General features: G+C 30.6%; 15 protein-coding genes and 2 pseudogenes. 14 read left to right on the forward strand and 3 right to left on the reverse strand.

The window, feature by feature from the left end; all coding sequences use genetic code 11:
• Positions 1-277 precede the first annotated feature (277 nt).
• The 3 genes and pseudogenes from ilvD (at position 278) to HYG85_RS21700 (ending at position 3270) form a co-directional block, all read left to right on the forward strand.
• On the forward strand, positions 278-2002 hold the full coding sequence (gene ilvD, locus HYG85_RS21690; RefSeq protein WP_212691424.1) for a dihydroxy-acid dehydratase: 1725 nt from the start codon (positions 278-280) through the stop codon (positions 2000-2002).
• A gap of 49 nt (positions 2003-2051) precedes the next feature.
• Positions 2052-2198 (forward strand): annotated as a pseudogene (locus HYG85_RS21695) (GntT/GntP/DsdX family permease); the annotation flags it as partial.
• 208 nt (positions 2199-2406) lie between these two features.
• A complete protein-coding gene (locus HYG85_RS21700) occupies positions 2407-3270 on the forward strand; it encodes an AraC family transcriptional regulator (protein WP_212691425.1) in 864 nt (287 codons plus the stop codon).
• A 120-nt stretch (positions 3271-3390) separates the two neighbouring features.
• Here the strand turns inward: HYG85_RS21700 and HYG85_RS21705 are convergent, their stop codons facing one another.
• From HYG85_RS21705 to HYG85_RS21715, 3 genes are all read right to left on the reverse strand, one after another.
• Positions 3391-3624, reverse strand: a complete 234-nt coding sequence (locus HYG85_RS21705) for a hypothetical protein (RefSeq protein WP_212691426.1) — start codon at positions 3622-3624, stop codon at positions 3391-3393.
• Positions 3609-3896: a hypothetical protein gene (locus tag HYG85_RS21710; protein ID WP_113675298.1), complete on the reverse strand. Its 288-nt coding sequence runs from the start codon at positions 3894-3896 to the stop codon at positions 3609-3611. Before HYG85_RS21710 ends, HYG85_RS21705 begins: the two co-directional genes overlap by 16 nt.
• Before the next feature lie 250 nt (positions 3897-4146).
• On the reverse strand, positions 4147-4737 hold the full coding sequence (locus tag HYG85_RS21715) for a recombinase family protein (protein ID WP_113675297.1): 591 nt from the start codon (positions 4735-4737) through the stop codon (positions 4147-4149).
• 356 nt (positions 4738-5093) lie between these two features.
• On the opposite strand from HYG85_RS21715, the gene HYG85_RS21720 reads away from it, so the two are divergent.
• From HYG85_RS21720 to HYG85_RS21770, 11 genes and pseudogenes are all read left to right on the forward strand, one after another.
• Positions 5094-6137, forward strand: a complete 1044-nt coding sequence (locus HYG85_RS21720) for an amidohydrolase family protein (protein WP_212691427.1) — start codon at positions 5094-5096, stop codon at positions 6135-6137.
• A 283-nt stretch (positions 6138-6420) separates the two neighbouring features.
• Complete coding sequence (locus HYG85_RS21725; RefSeq protein WP_212691428.1) at positions 6421-8172, forward strand: sensor histidine kinase; 1752 nt, start codon at positions 6421-6423, stop codon at positions 8170-8172.
• Positions 8173-8292: 120 nt separating this feature from the next.
• Entirely contained in the window at positions 8293-8637 is a 345-nt protein-coding gene (locus tag HYG85_RS21730; RefSeq protein WP_212691429.1) for a response regulator, read from the forward strand.
• 104 nt (positions 8638-8741) lie between these two features.
• Positions 8742-9701 carry a helix-turn-helix domain-containing protein gene (locus HYG85_RS21735; protein WP_212691430.1) on the forward strand — a complete coding sequence of 320 codons (960 nt, stop codon included), beginning with the start codon at positions 8742-8744 and terminating at the stop codon, positions 9699-9701.
• A gap of 85 nt (positions 9702-9786) precedes the next feature.
• Positions 9787-11448 (forward strand): type 2 periplasmic-binding domain-containing protein, encoded by a 1662-nt coding sequence (locus HYG85_RS21740; protein ID WP_212691431.1) that lies wholly within the window; start codon positions 9787-9789, stop codon positions 11446-11448.
• Positions 11449-11520: 72 nt separating this feature from the next.
• Positions 11521-12480, forward strand: a complete 960-nt coding sequence (locus HYG85_RS21745; RefSeq protein ID WP_113675291.1) for an ABC transporter permease — start codon at positions 11521-11523, stop codon at positions 12478-12480.
• Positions 12481-12492: 12 nt separating this feature from the next.
• Positions 12493-13395 carry a carbohydrate ABC transporter permease gene (locus tag HYG85_RS21750; protein WP_244971242.1) on the forward strand — a complete coding sequence of 301 codons (903 nt, stop codon included), beginning with the start codon at positions 12493-12495 and terminating at the stop codon, positions 13393-13395.
• 17 nt (positions 13396-13412) lie between these two features.
• Complete coding sequence (locus HYG85_RS21755) at positions 13413-14762, forward strand: glucosidase family protein (protein ID WP_212691432.1); 1350 nt, start codon at positions 13413-13415, stop codon at positions 14760-14762.
• Positions 14763-14932: 170 nt separating this feature from the next.
• Positions 14933-16451, forward strand: a pseudogene (locus HYG85_RS24845) (type I restriction-modification system subunit M).
• 15 nt (positions 16452-16466) lie between these two features.
• Positions 16467-17732 carry a restriction endonuclease subunit S gene (locus HYG85_RS21765; RefSeq protein ID WP_212691433.1) on the forward strand — a complete coding sequence of 422 codons (1266 nt, stop codon included), beginning with the start codon at positions 16467-16469 and terminating at the stop codon, positions 17730-17732.
• Positions 17733-17782: 50 nt separating this feature from the next.
• A complete protein-coding gene (locus HYG85_RS21770) occupies positions 17783-20920 on the forward strand; it encodes a type I restriction endonuclease subunit R (RefSeq protein ID WP_212691434.1) in 3138 nt (1045 codons plus the stop codon).
• Positions 20921-20928 lie beyond the last annotated feature (8 nt).

Raw genomic sequence — 20928 nt, forward strand, 5'->3', positions numbered from 1 at the left:
TATAAACCAATGTATAAGTTGTAGTTGATTTATCCCGCCATTGAAATAGATTGCTGTTAATACTGATAAGTTGTATAACAAATATAAAGTAGGGGATTGGTTAAATTGTATTACAAATAAGTGCTAAAATTATCCAAAATAGGGATTGACAGAAAAATATTAGTGTTTTATAATGAACTTGTAATACAAATTGTGCATAGTGTACAATTATTAAAGTTTGAACTTTGATTTGATAAATAACAATTAAATAAGTTGTAATACAACTGGAGGAGTTGAAATGTTAAAGAGTCAAGAATTAAGATCATTAGCGCCAGAATTGGATTCTCTTAGAATTGGTTCTGGATGGAAAGTAGAAGAATTAGATAAACCACAGATTTTTGTTCAAAGCAGTTATGGGCACAGTCACCCAGGAAGTGCGCATTTAGATAAACTGGTAAAAGGTGTATGTGAAGGTGTATATGAAGAAGGTGGACGTCCAGCAAAATATTTTGTAACAGATATGTGTGATGGAGAAGCCCAAGGACATGATGGAATGAACTATTCATTAGCATCTAGAGAAATGATAGCCAATATGATTGAGATACAATATCAGGCTACACCATTTGATGCAGGTGTATTCATTGCAAGTTGTGATAAATCCGTGCCAGCACATTTAATGGCTATTGCTAGATTGGATGTGCCATCAGTAATATTACCAGGTGGAGTCATGAAAGCTGGTCCTGATACACTTACATTAGAGCAGATTGGTACTTATAGTGCTATGTATCAAAGAAATGAAATAACCGAAGAAAAATATACTTATTATAAGCATAATGCATGTCCAAGTTGTGGAGCATGTTCTTTTATGGGGACAGCATGTACTATGCAGATAATGGCAGAATCCTTAGGCTTAGCATTACCAGGGACATCATTAATCCCAGCAGTGGGAGAAGAGATAGAAGAAGTATCCGTAAGAGCAGGTAAACATGCTCTAAAATTAGCTGAGTTGGGATTGAAACCATCAACTATATTGACTAAAGAAGCATTTGAAAATGCAATTGTTATTCATGCTGCAATAGCCGGTTCTACCAATACTTTACTTCATATTCCTGCAATAGCACATGAAGTTGGAATTGATATTGCACCAGAATTATTTGATGAAATCCATAGAAGAGTACCTTATATATTAAATATAAGACCAAGTGGATTTTATCCAGGAGAGTATTTCTGGTATGCAGGTGGTGTGCCAGGAGTAATGGAACAAGTTAAAGAATATTTACATTTAGATGTTCTTACAGTAACAGGTAAAACTCTAGGCGAAAACTTAGAAGAATTAAAGAAAAACGGATATTATGAAAAATGTCACGAATATTTGAAAGAACTTAATATCAAGCCTGAAGAGATTATCAAGAATAAAAATAATCCAATTCAAGCTCAGGGTGCCATTGCTATTTTAAAAGGTAATTTAGCGCCAGAAGGAGCAGTGGTGAAACATTCTGCAATATCCAAGAAACTAATGCAGGTAATTCTAAAAGCCAGACCTTTTGATAGTGAAGAAGAAGCTATAAAAGCGGTTCTAACAAAAGAAGTACAACCTGGTGATGCTGTATTCATCAGATATGAAGGACCAAAGGGTACAGGTATGCCTGAGATGTTCTATACAACAGAAGCCATTGCATCAGATGAGGAGTTAGTAGAATCAATAGCTTTAATAACTGATGGTAGATATTCAGGAGCAACAAGAGGACCAGCCATAGGTCATGTTTCACCAGAAGCTTCAGAAGGTGGACCAATAGCACTAGTAGAAAAAGATGATTTGATTAAGATAGATATTCCAAACAGAGTTTTAAGCATTATTGGAGTAAATGGAGTAGAAAAATCTGAAGAAGAAATGACAGAAATTCTAAGAATGAGAAAAGATAAATGGCAAAAGCCAGCACCTAAATATACAAAAGGAGCATTAGGAGCATATACAGCCCTTGCGGTATCCCCTATGAAGGGTGGATATATGGACTGTAGATAAATTATCTAGAAGGTAGATTAAGGACAGGACATAAGCGATGTCAAATACAACAGTTCTATTTTATGGTATACCACTATTAGCTAGTTTAGCTGTAACACATACTTTCATACCACCAACTCCTGGACCTGTAGCCGTAGCCGAGATAGTAAGTGCTGATCTAGGATGGGTTATTTTATTTGGATTTATCATAGGAATACCTACATGATAGATGATATGATATTTAGTTATTGTATCATCTATTTTTATATCCTATTCCATAGAAAAGTAATATTTTTTTATAACGGTTGCTTATTGCTAAGTATTATTTTATATTTTAATTGAAAATGTTTATTATCAATGTATAATAAGTTTATGTGATAATTAGGAATTATTAAAATTCAAAAATATCAAAAGGGATGAATTATATGTTAAAGAAGGATATAATCACTGATAATCCAATAGAAAATATTAAAAGCATATTTAGTGAGGTACCTTACAAATACCATTTTAAAATACATACCGCTTATAATATTGATGAAGTACCTTTGACATGGAAAATTGAAGACAATAGAAGAAATAAAGATTTTCATATAATATTTATTAAAGGTGGTAATGGTTATTATTATCTTAATGGTAAGGAAGAGCAATTGAAAAGAGGTAAGGTTATCTTTGTTAGTAATGACTTTCCCCATAGTGCAATACCTGATAAATCTAATTTGCCTTCTATTATGCCTATTAGATTCGGATTATATGATAATAAAACTTTATGCCAGAGAGAAAATTACTTCTCACATCCTTTTTCATATGCTTTTCATGCTAATGATATTATTAAGTATCAGAAACTATTTGAGAGATTATATCAGATAGCTAATGGTGACAGTGACTTATCAGATGAAATGTGTAATAGTATAATGACCCAGATATTTTATGAATTGGTCAATGATTATGAATGTGATAAGGAGTATAAAAAAGACAGTAGAATAGAAAGTGTTAAAATCTACATAGATGAGAATCCTAGTAGCGTGTTTACTATTGATGATTTAGCTAAGTTGGCTAATCTATCAAAAAAACAGTTTACAAGGCTTTTTAATGTGCAATACAAAATATCACCATATCAATATATAATAAAGTCTAAAATAAGGTATGCAACATTTTTACTAGAGGAAACTGAAATGAGCGTAAAAGAGATTTCTAATTATCTAGGTTATCCTAATCAGTATTCTTTTTCTAAGCAGTTCAAGAAGTGTATGGGGTGTGCGCCTTCTTTGTGGAATCAAAGAAGAGCTTAATATGATTATTAATAAATAATGGAAGTCTTGACCATGTTATTAAATAATATATCTAAAGCTGATTAAATGAGATAAACTTAATCAGCTCTGTTTGGGTTGGCTCTGAATAGTAATCATAATTTAGACTGTTTTAGAAAATTTTGAACCAAATCTATAATTCTTGACAGCATTTTTTTTATGGATACTATTTGGTATGGTTTTTCTTTGTTTTTTGAATTTTTGTTTTAGATTGAAGATTTCTCTATCATAATGCATTTTTTCTATTAATTGTTCATTATTGACACAGTGTGGTAATCTAGAATTTTGTTTACTATCAAAGTCTATATCAATCATATGCATTATGATGATCTGCATCTTATCACCATCCCTTTATTCAGTCCAGACGGATCTTTCGAGAAATTCTTTAATAGTAAATATGATTCTTTGGAACTTAATTTGTCTGTTTTAATACCAATAATATACTCTACTGCGTCATTCCATTCGTATTCACTAAACTCATCTGGTAAAGGTAGATAGAATTGCAAGTATTTGTGAAACTTTTTTAATTGGAGATCTGATATATAATCACAATGCAACCTTTCTGCAATAACCTCCAATAATTCCTTTGGTTTAGTCGTTTTCTTCATAAACTGCCCTCCTTCGCATAAAACTATAAATAGTTATATCTAAAAAGAGGTATAAATAATCTTTTGTTACACAAAGTAGAAATAGTGTATCAATAAGTCGAAATATGTTTACATAGTTTTTAAAGGATAATTCATCGAAAATAATATCGAATTTGATTGAATTTTATCACAAAACAGATTATTTTATACCCTTTTTTAGTATATCACAGCTGATACTTAATGTCTACATTATGTGGCAAATTTTGCCATTTCATTGTTTTGCACGACGTAAAAATGTTTGGTAACTTATATTTAATATTTTACCAGCTTTTCTAGCTGATATTTTTCCTTCCTTCCATTGCTTTTTCAGATTAAAAAACTCTTTTGGCATCTCTAGTTGTGGTGGTCCGAATTTTACTCCTCGTGCTTTTGCTGCTGCAATTCCTTCTGCTTGCCTTTGGCGAATTCTCTCTCTTTCTGTCTGTGCTACATAAGAAAGCAATTGCAAAACGATATCTGAAATTAGTACTCCTGTAAGATCTTTCTCTTTTCTTGTATCTAGTAAGGGCATGTCTAAGACTACTATAGCAGCACATTTTTCCTTGGTAATAATTCTCCATTGTTCAAGTATTTCCTCGTAATTTCTACCTAACCTATCAATGCTTTTTAAAACTAGAGTATCATCTGGTTTAAGTTTTTTTAACAACTTTTTATATCCGGGTCTATTAAAATCTTTTCCTGACTGTTTGTCGATTACTATCCGATCAGCTAACAATCCAAAATTTTTCATGGCTATTACCTGACGTTCCTCATTCTGATCTTTAGTAGATACTCTTACATATCCGTAAATTTGATTATTCATAAAAATCCTCCTTTAAAATTATTTATGTAATTTTTTATAATTTTAATTTGAAGTTAAAGTAGTATTATTTACCTATAAAACTATATTTTACCATTATTTTATGTAATTATGTACAATGTTTTAATGTTTATTATTTTTAATATAATAGCAATTAATTTATGCTTTTTAAGCATATGAAATAATTGATGGAAACGGCTAATTAATTATGAACAATTACATTGTTTTGAAAAAAACAAATATACTTTATAAAATAATAAAATATTTATTATATGCTATATATTATTTGTTATTGTATTTACAAAACAATTTCTGTGTAGTATTATCATATAAAATTTATATGATGAGGAGAAAATATAATGAAGAAAAATATTGCTTTACTTATTCTAATCTTATTAATTACTAATATTAACAATACTGTGACTTATGCTCATGATACTAACTGTAATCCAAAACCGTTACATGCTTATACAGATCATCATGTACATATGATGAGTGAGGAATTCTCAGAAGTATTTAAAACATTGTTGGGTACTGATACATATATTGATATTCCTATTGAAGAAGTTTCAGGTGAAAAAATAGTATCTTTATTAGATGAAGCAAATATGAATAAAGCTTTTGTACTATCTAATAGTTATATTTATGGTATGGATCAAGTTCAAGATTCTAATGAATATGAGAATGTTAAAAAAGAGAATAATTATTTAGCTAATGAAGTTGCAAAATATCCTGACAGATTAATAGGATTTTTTAGTGTTAATCCTTTAAAAGATTATGCTATAAGTGAGATTGATAGATGTTATGATGAATTAGGATTATCAGGGTTAAAGTTACATTTTACAAATTCTGATGTTGATTTAAGGAATCCAGAGCATCTTATAAAAATAAAACAATTGTTCACACATGTTTCAGAAAAAGGAATCCCTATTTTATTACATTTCAGAAGTAGAAGTCCAGAGTTTGGAAAGGAAGATGCTGAGATATTAATAGATAATGTAATATCTGAAATTCCTAATTTAAAGCTACAGATTGCTCATTTGGGGGGATGGGGTAGTTTTGATAGATCCGCTAAAGAAGTATTTGCTACATTTATTGAAAAATATAATTCAAACCCTTATCTAAAAAAAGAAAATATTTATTTTGATATTTCAGGAGTAATTGTAACTGATAGAGAAAAAGAATTAGGATTGGATGTAACAACTGAAGAAGATTTAAAAAAACTAGCTAGGATGTTGAAAGAATGGGGATTAGATAATATTGTATTCGGAACAGATTACCAATATCAAACTCAAACTGGTTATTTGGAATATATGAAAACTTATCTACCTCTAGCTAATTATGAAATTCAAAATATATTAAATAATGATTTGTCTAAGATATTTTTTAATTGTGAAGAGTGAAAAGAGGCAGAGGTAACTTTTCTTGAAAAGTGTATTGATAATATTGTCATAAATTTATAAACTTAAAATAGATGTATCTCATTAAGAAATTTGAGATACATCTATTTTATTATTTGATTATTTAATGTCAAATATATTTTTAATTATCCTTAGTTATTTTATCATCAAATAAAATTTTTAAAAAAACTATTATGTTATAATAATATATTGACTTTTAAACTTACATAATTATACTCAAAAAAATAATATATCAAAGGGTGGGATAAAAAAATGAGTGATTGCTATGTTTAGAGTTAAAAGATTCAGTACCAAATTACTGATTAGTTATCTAGTCATTATCTGTTTATTCATTATAGTTAGTGCTGCTTTCATTTATGACCAGTTCTATAAGACCTTAGATCAGCAAACTGCTAATTTTGTATTTGAGATATTGGATAGTGAGTCAACTAGTTTAAATGAAACTACTGCTCATATGGAAAGTATTATACTAGGTATTTCTGTTAATAGTACTTTGAATGAATTCATTAGGAGTGCCAGTACATACAGTGATAAAGAGTACACTGATAACTATAGTAATACAGTTGAACCATTATTAGATTGGATAGTCAAATCTAATAACGAAATAAGCAGGATAAATATGTTTACAACCAACACACATATTCATGATGTAGGGTATTTCTTTAATTATAATCAATATATGAAAGAAGGTTGGTTTCCAGAGGAAGTACAAGAACAACAATTATACCAGACCTATTGGGATAAGATGCATAGACACAGAGATTATCTAAAAGTAAATTCAAGTGATGGTTATGTATATTCATTGTTTTACTGGTATGAAATAGGAGATAATAAAGCACTTATTGAATTTGAGATCAGTACTAACATACTTTTTAGCAGTTTAAAAGATTATTCTATCAGCAAATCAGGTTATATAACAATCTATGACTTTCCACTTAATCGTTTTCTAAAGGATGACCCAATATTAAATTATCTAAGAACTAACCAAGAATTTATATTAGCTTTACAAGAAAATGAAAAAGGTATTTACCATTTCAATTATGAAGATATAGATTACGAAGCATTTTTTAATCAAGCTAACATCACAGGAAGTTATCTTATAACAATTATACCTGAAAAGGAAATCAAGAATCTAATACCTGTTAATAAAAATATAGTGTATTTTTTATCTGGATTCGTAATCATTATCATAGGACTTGCAATCATCTTTCAAAGAAGTTTTGCCAGTAGAATTGTTTCTGTACAAAAGGCAATAAAGCAAGTAGAAAAAGGAGATTTTTCAATACATATTCCTGTTAAAGGAAAAGATGAGATTGATATGTTGGCTAATGACTTCAATATCATGGCAACTAAAATAGAAGATTTAATCAATAAAGTATATGTATCTGAAATTGAAAGAAAGCAAGCCGAGCTTTTCGCCTTACAATCACAGATTCGTCCACATTTTATTTACAATACCCTAGAAAGTATAAGAATGCTAGCAGAGATTAATGACGAAGAGGAAATATCTTCAGGGTTAATGGCACTTGGACAGTTGATTCGTTCTAAGAACCATAGTTCAGAAGACCTTATTACCATAAAAGATGAAATAAAGACAGTAGAGAACTATATCACAGTAGAAAATATTACTCATAATAATAGAATTCATTTTCAGGTTGATGTAGATGAAAACATAGAATCATTAAAAATCATAAATATGATATTACAACCTATCCTAGAAAACTCAATAATTCATGGATTCAACAGTGGATATGATTTGAATATTACGATGGGTATAAAAACGGACGGTAAGATGTTACAAATCACTGTAGATGATGATGGACTTGGTGTGGATAACGACAGATTGATAGAATTAAAAAACAGCTTATTAGAAATGAAATATAACAAGAATATCAGCATCGGTTTGATTAATGTTCAAAAGAGAATAAAACTTTACTTTGGAGAAGCTTACGGTATAGAGGTTATACAATTAGAGAAAGGATTGCGTGTAGTAATTAAATTGCCGGTTATTAGCTAAGCTGTACATGGGTACAGCTTTTATAATCCAAATATATTCCACTAAATCTAAAGAATCAACACTTAATTATACAGTCTTAAGATTTATACTAAAAATAATAATATGAATGTAGGTGATAGAATGCGTCTGCTTGTTGTTGAAGATGACAATAATATTCGTAGAGGATTAATAAAAGTAATTAAAAAAATGCATTTACCAATTGAAGTTTTTCTAGAAGCGGAAAGTGGTGATGAAGCAATTACTTTATATCTAGAACATAGACCCAATATTGTAATAACTGATATAAAAATGGGTGAAATAACAGGACTTGACTTCATTGAATATGTAAGAAGTATAGGTGACAAAGTCCATTTTATTATCATTAGTGGATATACTGATTTTGATTATGCTCAACGTGCAATACGTAATAAGGTTGTTGACTACATAAAAAACCCATTGATACAGAATACCTCAAGAAGATTCTAATATCTACTATATATAACGTAAAAGAAAATTCTAATACTATTGATATTAAGAACATTGATTATCGTAATCTTTTATTCAAGTCTCTTATAGAATCTATTCATCAAATGAATCATATAGAAAAAAATAATAATAAGTTCAAGGTGGCATATCCTAGTGCAGATTATCATCTAGTAATTATGCACTTTAACGAAGGATATGATAATACCCATATAAAATTAAGGCATGATAATGTTTTATCATGTTTCCCTATAGATAAGAACAGATTATTAGTGGTTATTAACTCAAGAATATTGGATAATTTCATCAAGGAATATCAGGCAATATGCAAAATGGGTATTAGCAATTCAATTAATCACCTAAAAGATGTAAGACAGAGCTATTATGATGCATCTTATAGTCTTGAATTTCGCTTATACAGCAATGAAAAAATATTTTATTATAAAGAGTTAGCTAAGTGGTTGCAAAAAGATATACCAACAAGTCATTATTATAAAGAAATGCTCATAAATGCATATAAAGAGGGAAGTATATACTTTTCAAAAGCATTGGATAAGATAAAATTGCAGGTAATGGACTATGCTCCATATTATTTTAAGAAACTTTTAAAAGATGTAGTTAAAAATATTATCACAAATGAAGTTGATATCGACCAATTATATGTTGAAAGTGACTCATTGGATATGTTTGTCTTTAAAATAAAGTCTACAGTATTTTCAAACCCAAGTTCAACAGAAAAAGTGGATTATCAACCTAGTATTAGTCGCATCCTAAGGTATTTGGACGAGCATATTGCTGAAAATATTACATTGGAAACAGTAGCAAAATATACAGATATGAATACTTCCTACATAAGTTTTCTTTTCAAAAAGGAAACAGGTATAAATTTTATTGATTACCTGCAAAATCTTAGAGTAACTAAGGCAAAAGAGTTATTAAGAAAAACTGATTATAAAATATATAAGATAGCATATCAAGTGGGTTTTAATGATGATAAATATTTTTATAAACTATTTAAAAAGCATGAAGGAATGACTCCCCTCCAATATCGAAAGAAATTCCACTAAAACAAAAAATAGGAGACTGTAATCAGACATAGCAAATTTTATAATAAAAAAGTAAAGATATAAAAAAAGGAGGAGGTTTTACAAGATGAAAAAAATTTTAGTATTAACCTTATGTTTTGTTTTTGCTACAACATTGTTTGTGGGTTGTAATAAGGAAAAAGCTGTGAATAAAACAGGTGAAGAGAAAAATATGAGTGATAGGGAAGAGCTTGAAAAAAATATGTTCGGATGGGAAATACCTAATGAGACTATCCAAATATCCCATTTCTATGCTTCTGCTCAAAATCCTGATAAAACTGAAAAAGAGACAAAGGCAATGAGGGATTATCTATTGAAAGAATTTAATGTTGAGCTTAATAAAATCGTCTATGATACGGATTCCAATGAACGTTTGAATTTGATGTTGGCTTCAAACAAATATCCGGATATCATTACAGGGTTAAGTTTACAAGAAGCAAAAAAGTGGGCTGATCTTGGTAAGGCAATAGAGCTGTCTCAATATATAGAATCAGATAGTGAATTGTCTAATAAATATGGTGAGATATTGAATCGTTTTACAGACAAAGAGGGTAAAATATACTATTTAAGCAGTGGATGGGGGTTCTTGCCTATTCCAGACTATGCTGTACATATTAGGTATGATTACTGGAAGGAGTTAGGTGAACCAAGTGTTGCTACGCCAGAAGAGTATTTCAATGTACTTAAACAAATGCAGGCTCTTCATCCAACTAATGAAAATGGTGAAAAGGTATACGCTCTATCTACTAGAGGATGGAATAATACGTTCAATACATTAGCAGGTATATGGGGAATAAAAGATGGTTATAAAGAAAATACCAACCATGAACTGACACATTGGGTAAATACACCTGAAGGTCTTGAAATGGCTCTATGGATTAATCAATTTCACCTTAACGATATGCTTGATCCAGATAGTTTTATCAATAAATTCGAGGATTGGAAAGCAAAAACATCCAACGAAAGAATTCTAGGTCATATTGGTGGTTGGTGGACTACTTGGAATGCAGGTCATGAAGTATGGCAAAAAACTGACGAGAACTGGACTGAAGAAAAACGATTCATCCAAGTGAAAGTGAAATCAGAGAATGTTGATGAGGCTTATTATACACCAGTTAATACTACTGGAGGCAGTTATACTATCATAACTGATAAATGTAAGGACCCTGAATCTGTAATAAAATGGTTTAACTTTGAGATCTCAGATATGGGAACAAAACTTATGGGTTGGGGTGTACCAAATACAGAAAATTCTCTTTGGAATACAGATGGCACAGAATGGTCTTTTGTTGAAGAGAAGAAGCAGGATGTTATCAATAGTACTCTTGATTATACTAACCTTCAAGAAACAGTAAGTGGCGGTCGTTTTTGTTTGGTTGGCGGAACAGGTTTGAAAGAAGACAAAACAACCTATTATTTTGACCAGAATTTCAATGATTTAGCTAAATGGAAAAAACTTATGAATGATAATTTAGCAGATACTATATACGACCATTCTGCTTTTAAAGGAATAGTTTTTCCTCCTCAAGAACGAGCAACTTTCATCAAACAACAAGTTAAAGATATGCTTTTATCAGGTTGGGCTGAAGTCGTAACAGCATCTTCACAAGAAGAATGTGAAACAAAATTCTTCGAGTTAAGAGATAAGCTAAGTAATGTAGGAATAAAAGAGCTTGAAGAATTTGTGACTATACAATATAAAGCCAATCTTGAACGTTACTACAAATAATCAGTACAAAGAGGAGAATATAATTTTCTTCTCTTTCTTTCAGCATATCACATATGGGAGGTGGGTTAAACCATGCAGCAAAGCATTATTAATAATACATATACTACTAAGAAAAAAAATAAATTATACAGGTTCGTAAAAATCTTCAAGAAAGATTATCAACTTTGGCTCATCAGTATTCCTTTGATTATTTGGGTGCTGGTATTCAGTTATTATCCTATGTATGGTGTATTAATGTCTTTTGTGAATTATATACCAGGTAAAGCTATTACAGATTGTGAATTTGTTGGGTTAATGCATTTTAGGCAATTCATTACTTCGCCAGAATTCAGTATGGTCATGCGAAATACCATTGCTATTAGCGGTCTGAATATCATTATTGGTTTTCCGGCACCTATAATACTAGCCTTATTATTCAATGAATTAAAGAATTTGAGGTTCAAGAAATTCATTCAAACTACATCCTATTTGCCTCATTTCATTTCATGGGTAGTTACTGCAAGTATTGCTTTCACTATAATAGGGAATGAAGGCCTTCTTAATGATATTCTCTTATCATTAGGAATTATTGATAAGCCTATTTCCTTTCTAGGTACAGGGAAATATTTCTGGGGTGTCATTACAGGATTAAATATCTGGAAAGGAGTGGGTTGGTCATCAATCATATATCTATCAGCTATTGCAGGTGTGGATAAAGAATTATATCAAGCTGGAGCGGTAGATGGATTAGGAAGGTTCGGTATGATTTGGCATATAACCTTACCTGGTATTCGTACAACAATCATCTTGTTACTGATACTTGGTATGGGCAGTTTGCTTAATGCAGGTTTTGAACAACAACTTTTGATTGGTAATCCTCAAACAAGACAATATTATGAAGTATTGGATACCTATGCGTATAAATACGGTATTCAGCTTGGTAATTATTCTTTTGCAACAGCTATTGGTTTAATGAAATCTGTAATAGGAGTAACACTAGTGTTCACAGTCAACAAAATCGCTAAGAAGTATTCAGATACATCTATAGTTTAGGAGGTGAGTATATTGGAACATCGTAAATATCTTAATGTAACTGTATACAGGGTATTTGATTTATTGAATGTTATATTTATGGTTAGTTTTGCAATTATTATGATCTATCCTTTTTACAACCAATTTATACTATCTCTTAATGATGGTGTAGATGCAGCAAGAGGTGGTATTTATTTATTGCCTAGAGTATTTACCATTACCAACTATAAGATGCTATTTGAAAATACTAATTTGACAAAAGGTTTTCTGATTTCGGTAGCTCGTGTACTAGTGGGTACTTCTACAAGTTTATTGGCTACAGGGTTATTGTCTTATGTTGTAACGGTTAAAAACTTCTCAGGGCGTAAATTCTTGAGAGTACTATTCATATTTACAATGTATTTTAGCGGTGGATTAATACCTTTTTACTTATTGGTTATGAATCTGAAATTAAACGATACCTTTACTGTACTATGGTTGCCATCACTAGTTAATGTCTACTATATGCTCATCATTTCTTCGTATATGCAGGGATTGCCTGATAGTATAGTAGAATCAGCAAGGATTGATGGATGTAGTGAAATACGTATCTTCTTTCAGATTATAGCTCCAATATGTAAGCCAGTATTTGCAGCTATTGCAATATATCTATGTGCTAACCATTGGAATTCATGGTTTGATAGTTTGATTTATAATCCATCAGGAGATTTGGATACTTTGCAAGTATATCTGAGAAGGATATTGCTTGAGGTAGAAGCTCTGGAAAAAATTCAAGATGTAGCATCTAAAAATGAAGCTAGTGAATTCAGAAATGTAAGTAGTATTACTTTGCGTGCGGCTACTACTATGGTTGTTACATTGCCTATCGTATTTGTATACCCATTCTTCCAAAAATACTTTGTTGGTGGAATTACAATGGGTTCAGTAAAAGGCTAGTGAGGAGGAAGTGTAAATTGACTAGAATAACATTTAATTCATCAGATGAAAAATTAACAGAAGCATTCAATTGGGCTAAGGAACAAGCTCTTAGTTATGTGAATTATGAAGACAAAGTAGGTGATTGGTACGAAGCAGCGTTACCGAATAGGAAGAGTTTTTGCATGAGAGATGTGTTTCATCAAAGTATGGGTGCTCATTTTCTAGGGCTTCAACATATCACCAAAAATATGTTGAATAAATTCGTTGAGAATATATCCAGCAGCAGAGATTGGTGTACATATTGGGAAATTAATCTAAATAACGAACCATGTCAAGTGGATTATACTAATGATGATGATTTCTGGTATAACCTGCCTGCCAATTTTGAACTTATCAATTGTTGCTATAACCAATATTTATGGACTGGAAATTTGGATTATATTAATGGAGAAAGTTATTTATATTTTTATAATAAAACATTGAATGATTATATCAATCATTGGGACAAAGATGGTGATGGTTTCATTGAATTTAATGAGGTCAACGGCAGAAGAGGTATAGCATCATATAACGAAGATAAGAAGAATCAAGATGCTCTATTAATAGCAGATATGTTAGCTGCTCAGTACACAGGGGCATCAACTTATTCAAAAATATTGTCACTGAATCATGACTATGAAAAGGCTTATGACTATCAAGAGCAAGCAAAAGGAATCAAAGAGATATATAATAATGATTGGTATAATGGGAATACAAAAAGTTTTTACAGTATTAAAAATAGAGATGGGATATATACTGATACTTATATAGGTATATGTAATACCATGCCATTAAGGTTTGATTTAGTTGATACTCCATACATACAAGGAGTATTAGACTATATTTATGAAAAAGGTGCTTATAACGTTGAAGAACTATCCTATTTCCCAGAACTTTTCTATAAGTATGGTTCAACTAAAAAAGGTTATGAACTACTATTGAAATTAAGTGACCCTCAGCTAAAAAGGCGTGATTATCCAGAGGTATCTTATAGTGTTATAGCTACCATTGTATTGGGAGTTATGGGTGTGAAAGCAGATTATTCTTATAGAACAGTATCTACTATTAGCCAATTGAATGATACTGGATATGGGAAACTTGAGAACGTACCAGTATTCAATAATCATATAAGTATCCATCATAAAGGTAGCTCTTCATCAACTTTTAAAAATATATCTGGTGAACCTTTATACTGGAAAGCTATTTTCAGAGGTAGAAAAGATAAGGTATGGGTAAATGATAAACCTTATATGATGATATATGAGAAAGATTCATTAGGGCAAGAGTATAGTTATGTTACTTTACTTGTTAAAGAGGGTTGTGAATATAATATTAGAGTTATATAAATGAATTAAATGATTAATTTGCAATAAAAGAATCTCTCTTCTGGTTGTAGAATGAACTAGGAGGGAGATTTTATTTGATTTATATATTTATGTTATATATATGATATGTTATAATTATATACAGTCGATTAATGTAAAAAACACATATATAAACTAGAGGAGTGTCACTAATGGAAAAGTTAACTTTGCAAAAATTAGAATCAACACTGTGGAGTGCTGCTGATATATTAAGAGGCGAATTGAATGCTGCTGAATATAAAGATTACATATTTGGTCTATTATTCCTTAAGAGAATGAATGATCAATTTGAAGTAGAGAGAATATCTAAGAAAGAAGAATTCTTAGATCAGGGAATGGATAAAAATGAAGTAGATATAATACTTGAAGAACCATCCATTTATGAAGCTTTTTTTGTTCCTGTTAGAGCAAGATGGGACAACCTTAAAAACCTTAATCTAAACATAGGTCCAGAATTAGACAAAGCTTTCAAAGCTATTGAAGATGAACCTAAAAATAGTGAATTGATTGGTGTTCTTACAACAGCCAATTATAACGATAAAGAACGAGTTCCAGACAAAAAACTTTCACAACTATTATTACTATTTGATACAATAAATCTTTCTAATGATTATCTAGAGAATAAAGATTTATTAGGTAATGCATATGAATACCTTATAAAGCAATTTGCAGATGAAGGTGGTAAAAAAGGTGGAGAGTTCTATACACCAGAAGAAGTTGTAAAATTATTAGTAAACATAGTTAAACCAAAAGAAGGAGATAGAATATACGATCCTACAGTAGGTAGTGGTGGTATGCTTATCAATTCTACATACTATATTGAGAAACATGGTGGTAATCCTAAAAACGTATCACTTGCAGGACAAGAGATAAATCTATCTACTTGGGCTATATGCAAGATGAATATGTTATTTCATGATGCCAGAGGAGCAGATATCAAAAAAAGGTGATACTATTAGAACACCTATGCATTCTGAAGGTGGTACATTAAAAACATTTGATAAAGTTCTAGCTAATCCTCCATTTTCGCTAAAAAATTGGGGTATTGAAGAAGCACAGGCTGACCCATATCATAGATTTGTCTATGGTATACCACCAAAATCTTATGGAGACTTAGCATTTGTATCACATATGATTGCTAGTCTTAACTCAAAAGGTAAGATGGGAACTGTTGTACCTCATGGTGTATTATTCAGAGGTGGAGCAGAAGGCAAGATTAGAAAAGGTATACTAAAAGATGATTTAATTGAGGCTATTATTGGACTGCCAGCTAATTTGTTTTATGGTACTGGTATCCCTGCGGCATTGCTAATTATTAATAAGAATAAACCATTAGAGAGAAAAGGAAAGGTTTTATTTATAGATGCAAGTCAAGGATTTGTGAAAGATGGGAATAAGAATAAGTTAAGAAAAGAAGATATTGAAAAAATAACAAAGGTATATGACGATTATCAAGATGTTGAGAAATTTGCTAGTTTGGTTAGTTTCGAGAGTATAAAAGAGAATGATTATAATTTGAATATAAGCAGGTATGTGGATACTGCTGAGCCAGAGCCTGAGGTGGATATTGAGGCAGTTATTAAGGAAATTAAGGAAATTAAGGAGAAGTCTCGGGAGACGGAGAGTAAGTTGAATGAGTATTTGGTGGAATTAGGGTTTGAGACAATATAGTAGAAAGTTGGTGAGATGGTGAAAGAAGGATATAAAAATACAGAGTTAGGGGAAATACCTGTTGATTGGGAAGTTAAACAATTAAAAGAAATATGCATAGGAAATTGTGAATATGGAATTAATGCAGCTGCAAAAGAATTTGAAAATGGTAGTATTAGATATTTAAGGATAACAGATATAAATAATAATTATAATTTATCTAATAAAGAAATAAAAACAGTTAATGCTAATGAATCAGACATATGTAAATATATATTAAAAGAAAAGGATATAGTATTTGCAAGAACAGGAAATACAACAGGAAAATCTTATTTATATAATAAAAAAGATGGTATATTAGTTTTTGCAGGATTTTTAATTAAATTTTCCATTGATAGTAAAATGTATAATGCTAAATTTTTGAAATATTATGTTCAATCAACAAATTATTGGAAATGGGTAAAAAGAATGTCTTTAAGAAGTGGTCAACCGGGTATTAATAGTAAGGAGTACAGTTTATTACAAGTTCCAGTACCACCCCTACCAGAACAACAAAAAATAGCTTTCATCCTATCAACAGTAGACCAACATATTGAAGAAACAGAAGCATTAATTGAAAAGACAAAAGAACTAAAAATAGGATTAATGCGAAAACTTCTTACTAAAGGAATTGGACATACAGAATTTAAAAAGACGGAAGTGGGAGAGATACCTGTTGAGTGGGAAGTAAAAAAATTAAGAGAAGTATCTGAAGTGGTGAGTGGGGGAACACCTAGTACTAATAAACAAACATTTTGGTTAGATGGAAATATTCCCTGGGCTACTCCAACTGATATAACATCTAGAAGTAAATATATTAGGGAAACAAATAAAAATATTACTTATGACGGATTAAAGAATTCTTCTGCAAATTTATTGCCTGTAGGAAGTATATTGATGACAAGTAGAGCTACTATAGGTGAAAAATCTATAAATACAGTACCTATAGCTACCAATCAAGGTTTTAAATCTTTTGTATGTAAACAATCATTAAATAATGAATTTCTATATTATTTGATAGATACACTAATACCTAGATTAATAAATTTGTCAAGTGGAAGTACATTCTTAGAAATATCAAAAAAAGAAGTTGAAAATATGAAAATACAATATCCACCATTGAAAGAACAAATTAAAATAGGGGGAATATTATTGGTAATTGATGATGAAATTGAAGAATATAACAATAAGAAAGAAAAACTTCAATACTTAAAAAAAGGACTAATGCAACAACTACTAACAGGAAAAAAACGAGTTATTTAATTACCACAATAATTATAATTTTATTCATTATAGAATTCGAGGTGAAATAAATGTCTATACTAGGCAACGAAGAAACCTTAGTAGAACAACCAGCAAAAGAATATTTAATAAATAATTTAAATTACAACTTTATTCATGGACAACAACTTACACCCGAATATGGTGAACGTGATTCAATGACAGAAGTAATCTTAACCAATAGATTAGAAAAAGCACTAAAACGAATTAATCCATGGATGAATAACAGCAACATAACTAAAGCAATCAGATACCTAACTAGACCAGAAAACTTAGGTATTAACTTATATGAAATCAATGAAAAAATATATGATGCTATTGTTAACTTGTCCTACTCACTAGACCAAGATATAGATGGCAGCGGTCAGAAAAAATATCATACAGTTAAGTTTATAGATTGGGACAACATAGATAATAATGAATTCCTAGTGACTAGACAGTTCAAAGTTCATGGACCCCAAGAAAATATTATCCCAGACTTAATAATATTCATTAACGGTATACCAGTAGTAGTTATTGAATGTAAATCTCCATTCTTAGAAAAAAACAACAATGAAAACATGGGGAAACAGGAAGCTTTTGAACAACTACGCAGATATATGAACTTAAGAAAAGGTAATATGATTGAAGGAGCAGAACGTTTATTCTACACTAACTTCATTACTGGAATCCTTAATAAATATCATGGTTACCTAGGAACAATAAGTTCATCTTATCAATATTATCAAGAATGGAAAGACCCATACCCTTTTATGAATAAGAACATAGAAGGGGTAGAAGATAATGGACAGCACACTTTTTTACAAGGTGTTCTAGAAAAAAATAACTTGTTGGATATCATGAGAAACTTCCTTCTTTTTGAAGGTGGAATCAAGAAAGTATGTAGATATCAGCAATTTAGAGCAGTTAATAAGGCTTTGACAAGACTTATAAGTGGTAAGAGTTCTATTAGCAGAGGCGGAGTTATATGGCATACTCAAGGGTCGGGCAAAAGTCTGACTATGGTTTTTCTAGCAAGAAAAATACGAAGGATTAAGGAATTAAAAGATTCTACTATTGTAGTGGTTACTGATAGAGTGGATTTGGATAAGCAGATATATCAAACTTTTATAAGGACTTTATCTACCATTACTACACCAGTTAGAGCAGATAGTGTAGCTAAATTAAAAGAGTTATTAGAACTTGCTAGACCTCAGATTATTATGACTACAATACATAAGTTCCAAAGTGATAAAGAAGAAAAAGAAATCCTAAAAGATGATAAACAGATAAGTAACTTACAATATGATAAACAGTTTCCAGTACTAACGACTAAAACAAACGTTATAATACTTACTGACGAAGCTCACCGTAGTCAATATAAAGGTATGGCTAAAAATATGAGAGATGCACTACCTAATGCAGCATTTCTAGGGTTTACTGGTACACCAATAGATAAAAAAGATAAGTCTACCAAAAGAACTTTTGGTTCATATATTGATAAATACGGAATTAAAGATGCTGTGGCAGATGGTGCAACAGTAAAAATTGTATATGAAGGCAGAAAACCAGATTTACAGATTAAGGCAGATACCCTAGAAGAGTTATTCAATGAAACTTTTGATGGTAGAAATGAAGAGGAAAAAGAGGCAATTAAGCAGAAATATGCTAATAAAAGAGCTATAATAGAAGCTGATGATAGAATTGATGATATAGCTAAGGACATGTTGATTCATTTTAAAGAACAAATATATCCTAATGGGTTTAAAGCCCAGATTGTATGTGTTTCAAGAGTAGCATGTGTAAAATATTATAATGCGCTAACTAAACATATGAAAGATATAATGGGAGAAAATCTTGAGGTTAAGATAATATTTTCCTGTAGTCCTAATGACGAGCAGTACCTAAAAGAACATTTTACAACTAAGACAGAGCAGGAAAACTTAATAAAAAGATTCAAACAGCCTATTAAAGAAGATAAATTATGTTTTATCATTGTAAAAGATATGCTTTTAACTGGTTTTGATGCACCTGTAGAACAGGTGATGTATCTAGATAGACCTCTAAAAGAACATACCTTATTGCAAGCTATAGCAAGGGTTAATAGAACTTATGACGAATCGAAGAAATGCGGGTATGTGGTAGATTATTATGGTATATCCAATTACTTGGAGGAAGCATTAGAAACATTTGATAAAGAAGAACTTGGTGAGCCTATGGAATCTATAGAATCTATTTATAAACAGATGCTTTCTTATAGGGAAGCAGTTATGAATATGTTTCAAGGTATAGATAAAAGTGATTTGGATGGTTTGGTTAACAGAATTAAACCGGAAGATAAGAGGTCAGAATTTGAACTTGCCTATAAAAGGTTTGCTAGTTATATGGAACAGATTTTACCTGCACATGTACCAACTGAAAATATTAATGATCTGAAATGGTTATCCTATATAAGAGCAGCAGCAAAAGCAAGATTTCAGCCAGAAAATAAATTAGATATTGCTGGTTGTGGCAACAAAGTAAGAGAATTGATATCAGAGCATCTACAGTCAAAAGGTGTTAGGCAGTGGATAGAACCTATAACGTTATTCGACCCTAATTTTGAGACTAAGATTAATTCACAGAAATCAGATGAAGCAGTTGCATCAAGCATGGAGCATGCCATAAAACATGTTATTAATGTAAAGATGGATAATAACCCTGTTTACTATACATCATTATTAGAAAAGCTTCAACATATTCTTGATGAAACAGTTAATAATTGGATAGCAAGAAAACAAAAGTTAAAAGAGTTCATTGATAATGATATTGAAACAGGAGAGTCAAAAGAGGCTGAGTTACTTGGTTTATCCAAAGAAGAGTATGCATTTTTTGAAACAGTGAAAAAGCAGTTAAATGATGACATAGAAGATGAAACAGGCATTAGTTTAGGTAAGGAAGCAACAGCGGAGTATGTATCTAATGATGTAGTTATTTTATCAAAAAATATAGCAAAAGATGTTGCTGAGATAGTTAAAAATAAGTACATGATAGATTGGGCTACTAATCCAACAAAAACAGATGATATAAAAAGAGCGATTTACTTAAAACTTACTACAGCATATTTTAGACAAATTAATATAGAAGCAAGAAATAGACTAATACAACCATTGTTACAGTTAGCTAAAAAACATTTTTCAGTAATAGATTAGAGGGAAAA

Origin of the sequence: Vallitalea guaymasensis, assembly GCF_018141425.1 — a bacterium.
Classification (GTDB): domain Bacteria; phylum Bacillota; class Clostridia; order Lachnospirales; family Vallitaleaceae; genus Vallitalea; species Vallitalea guaymasensis.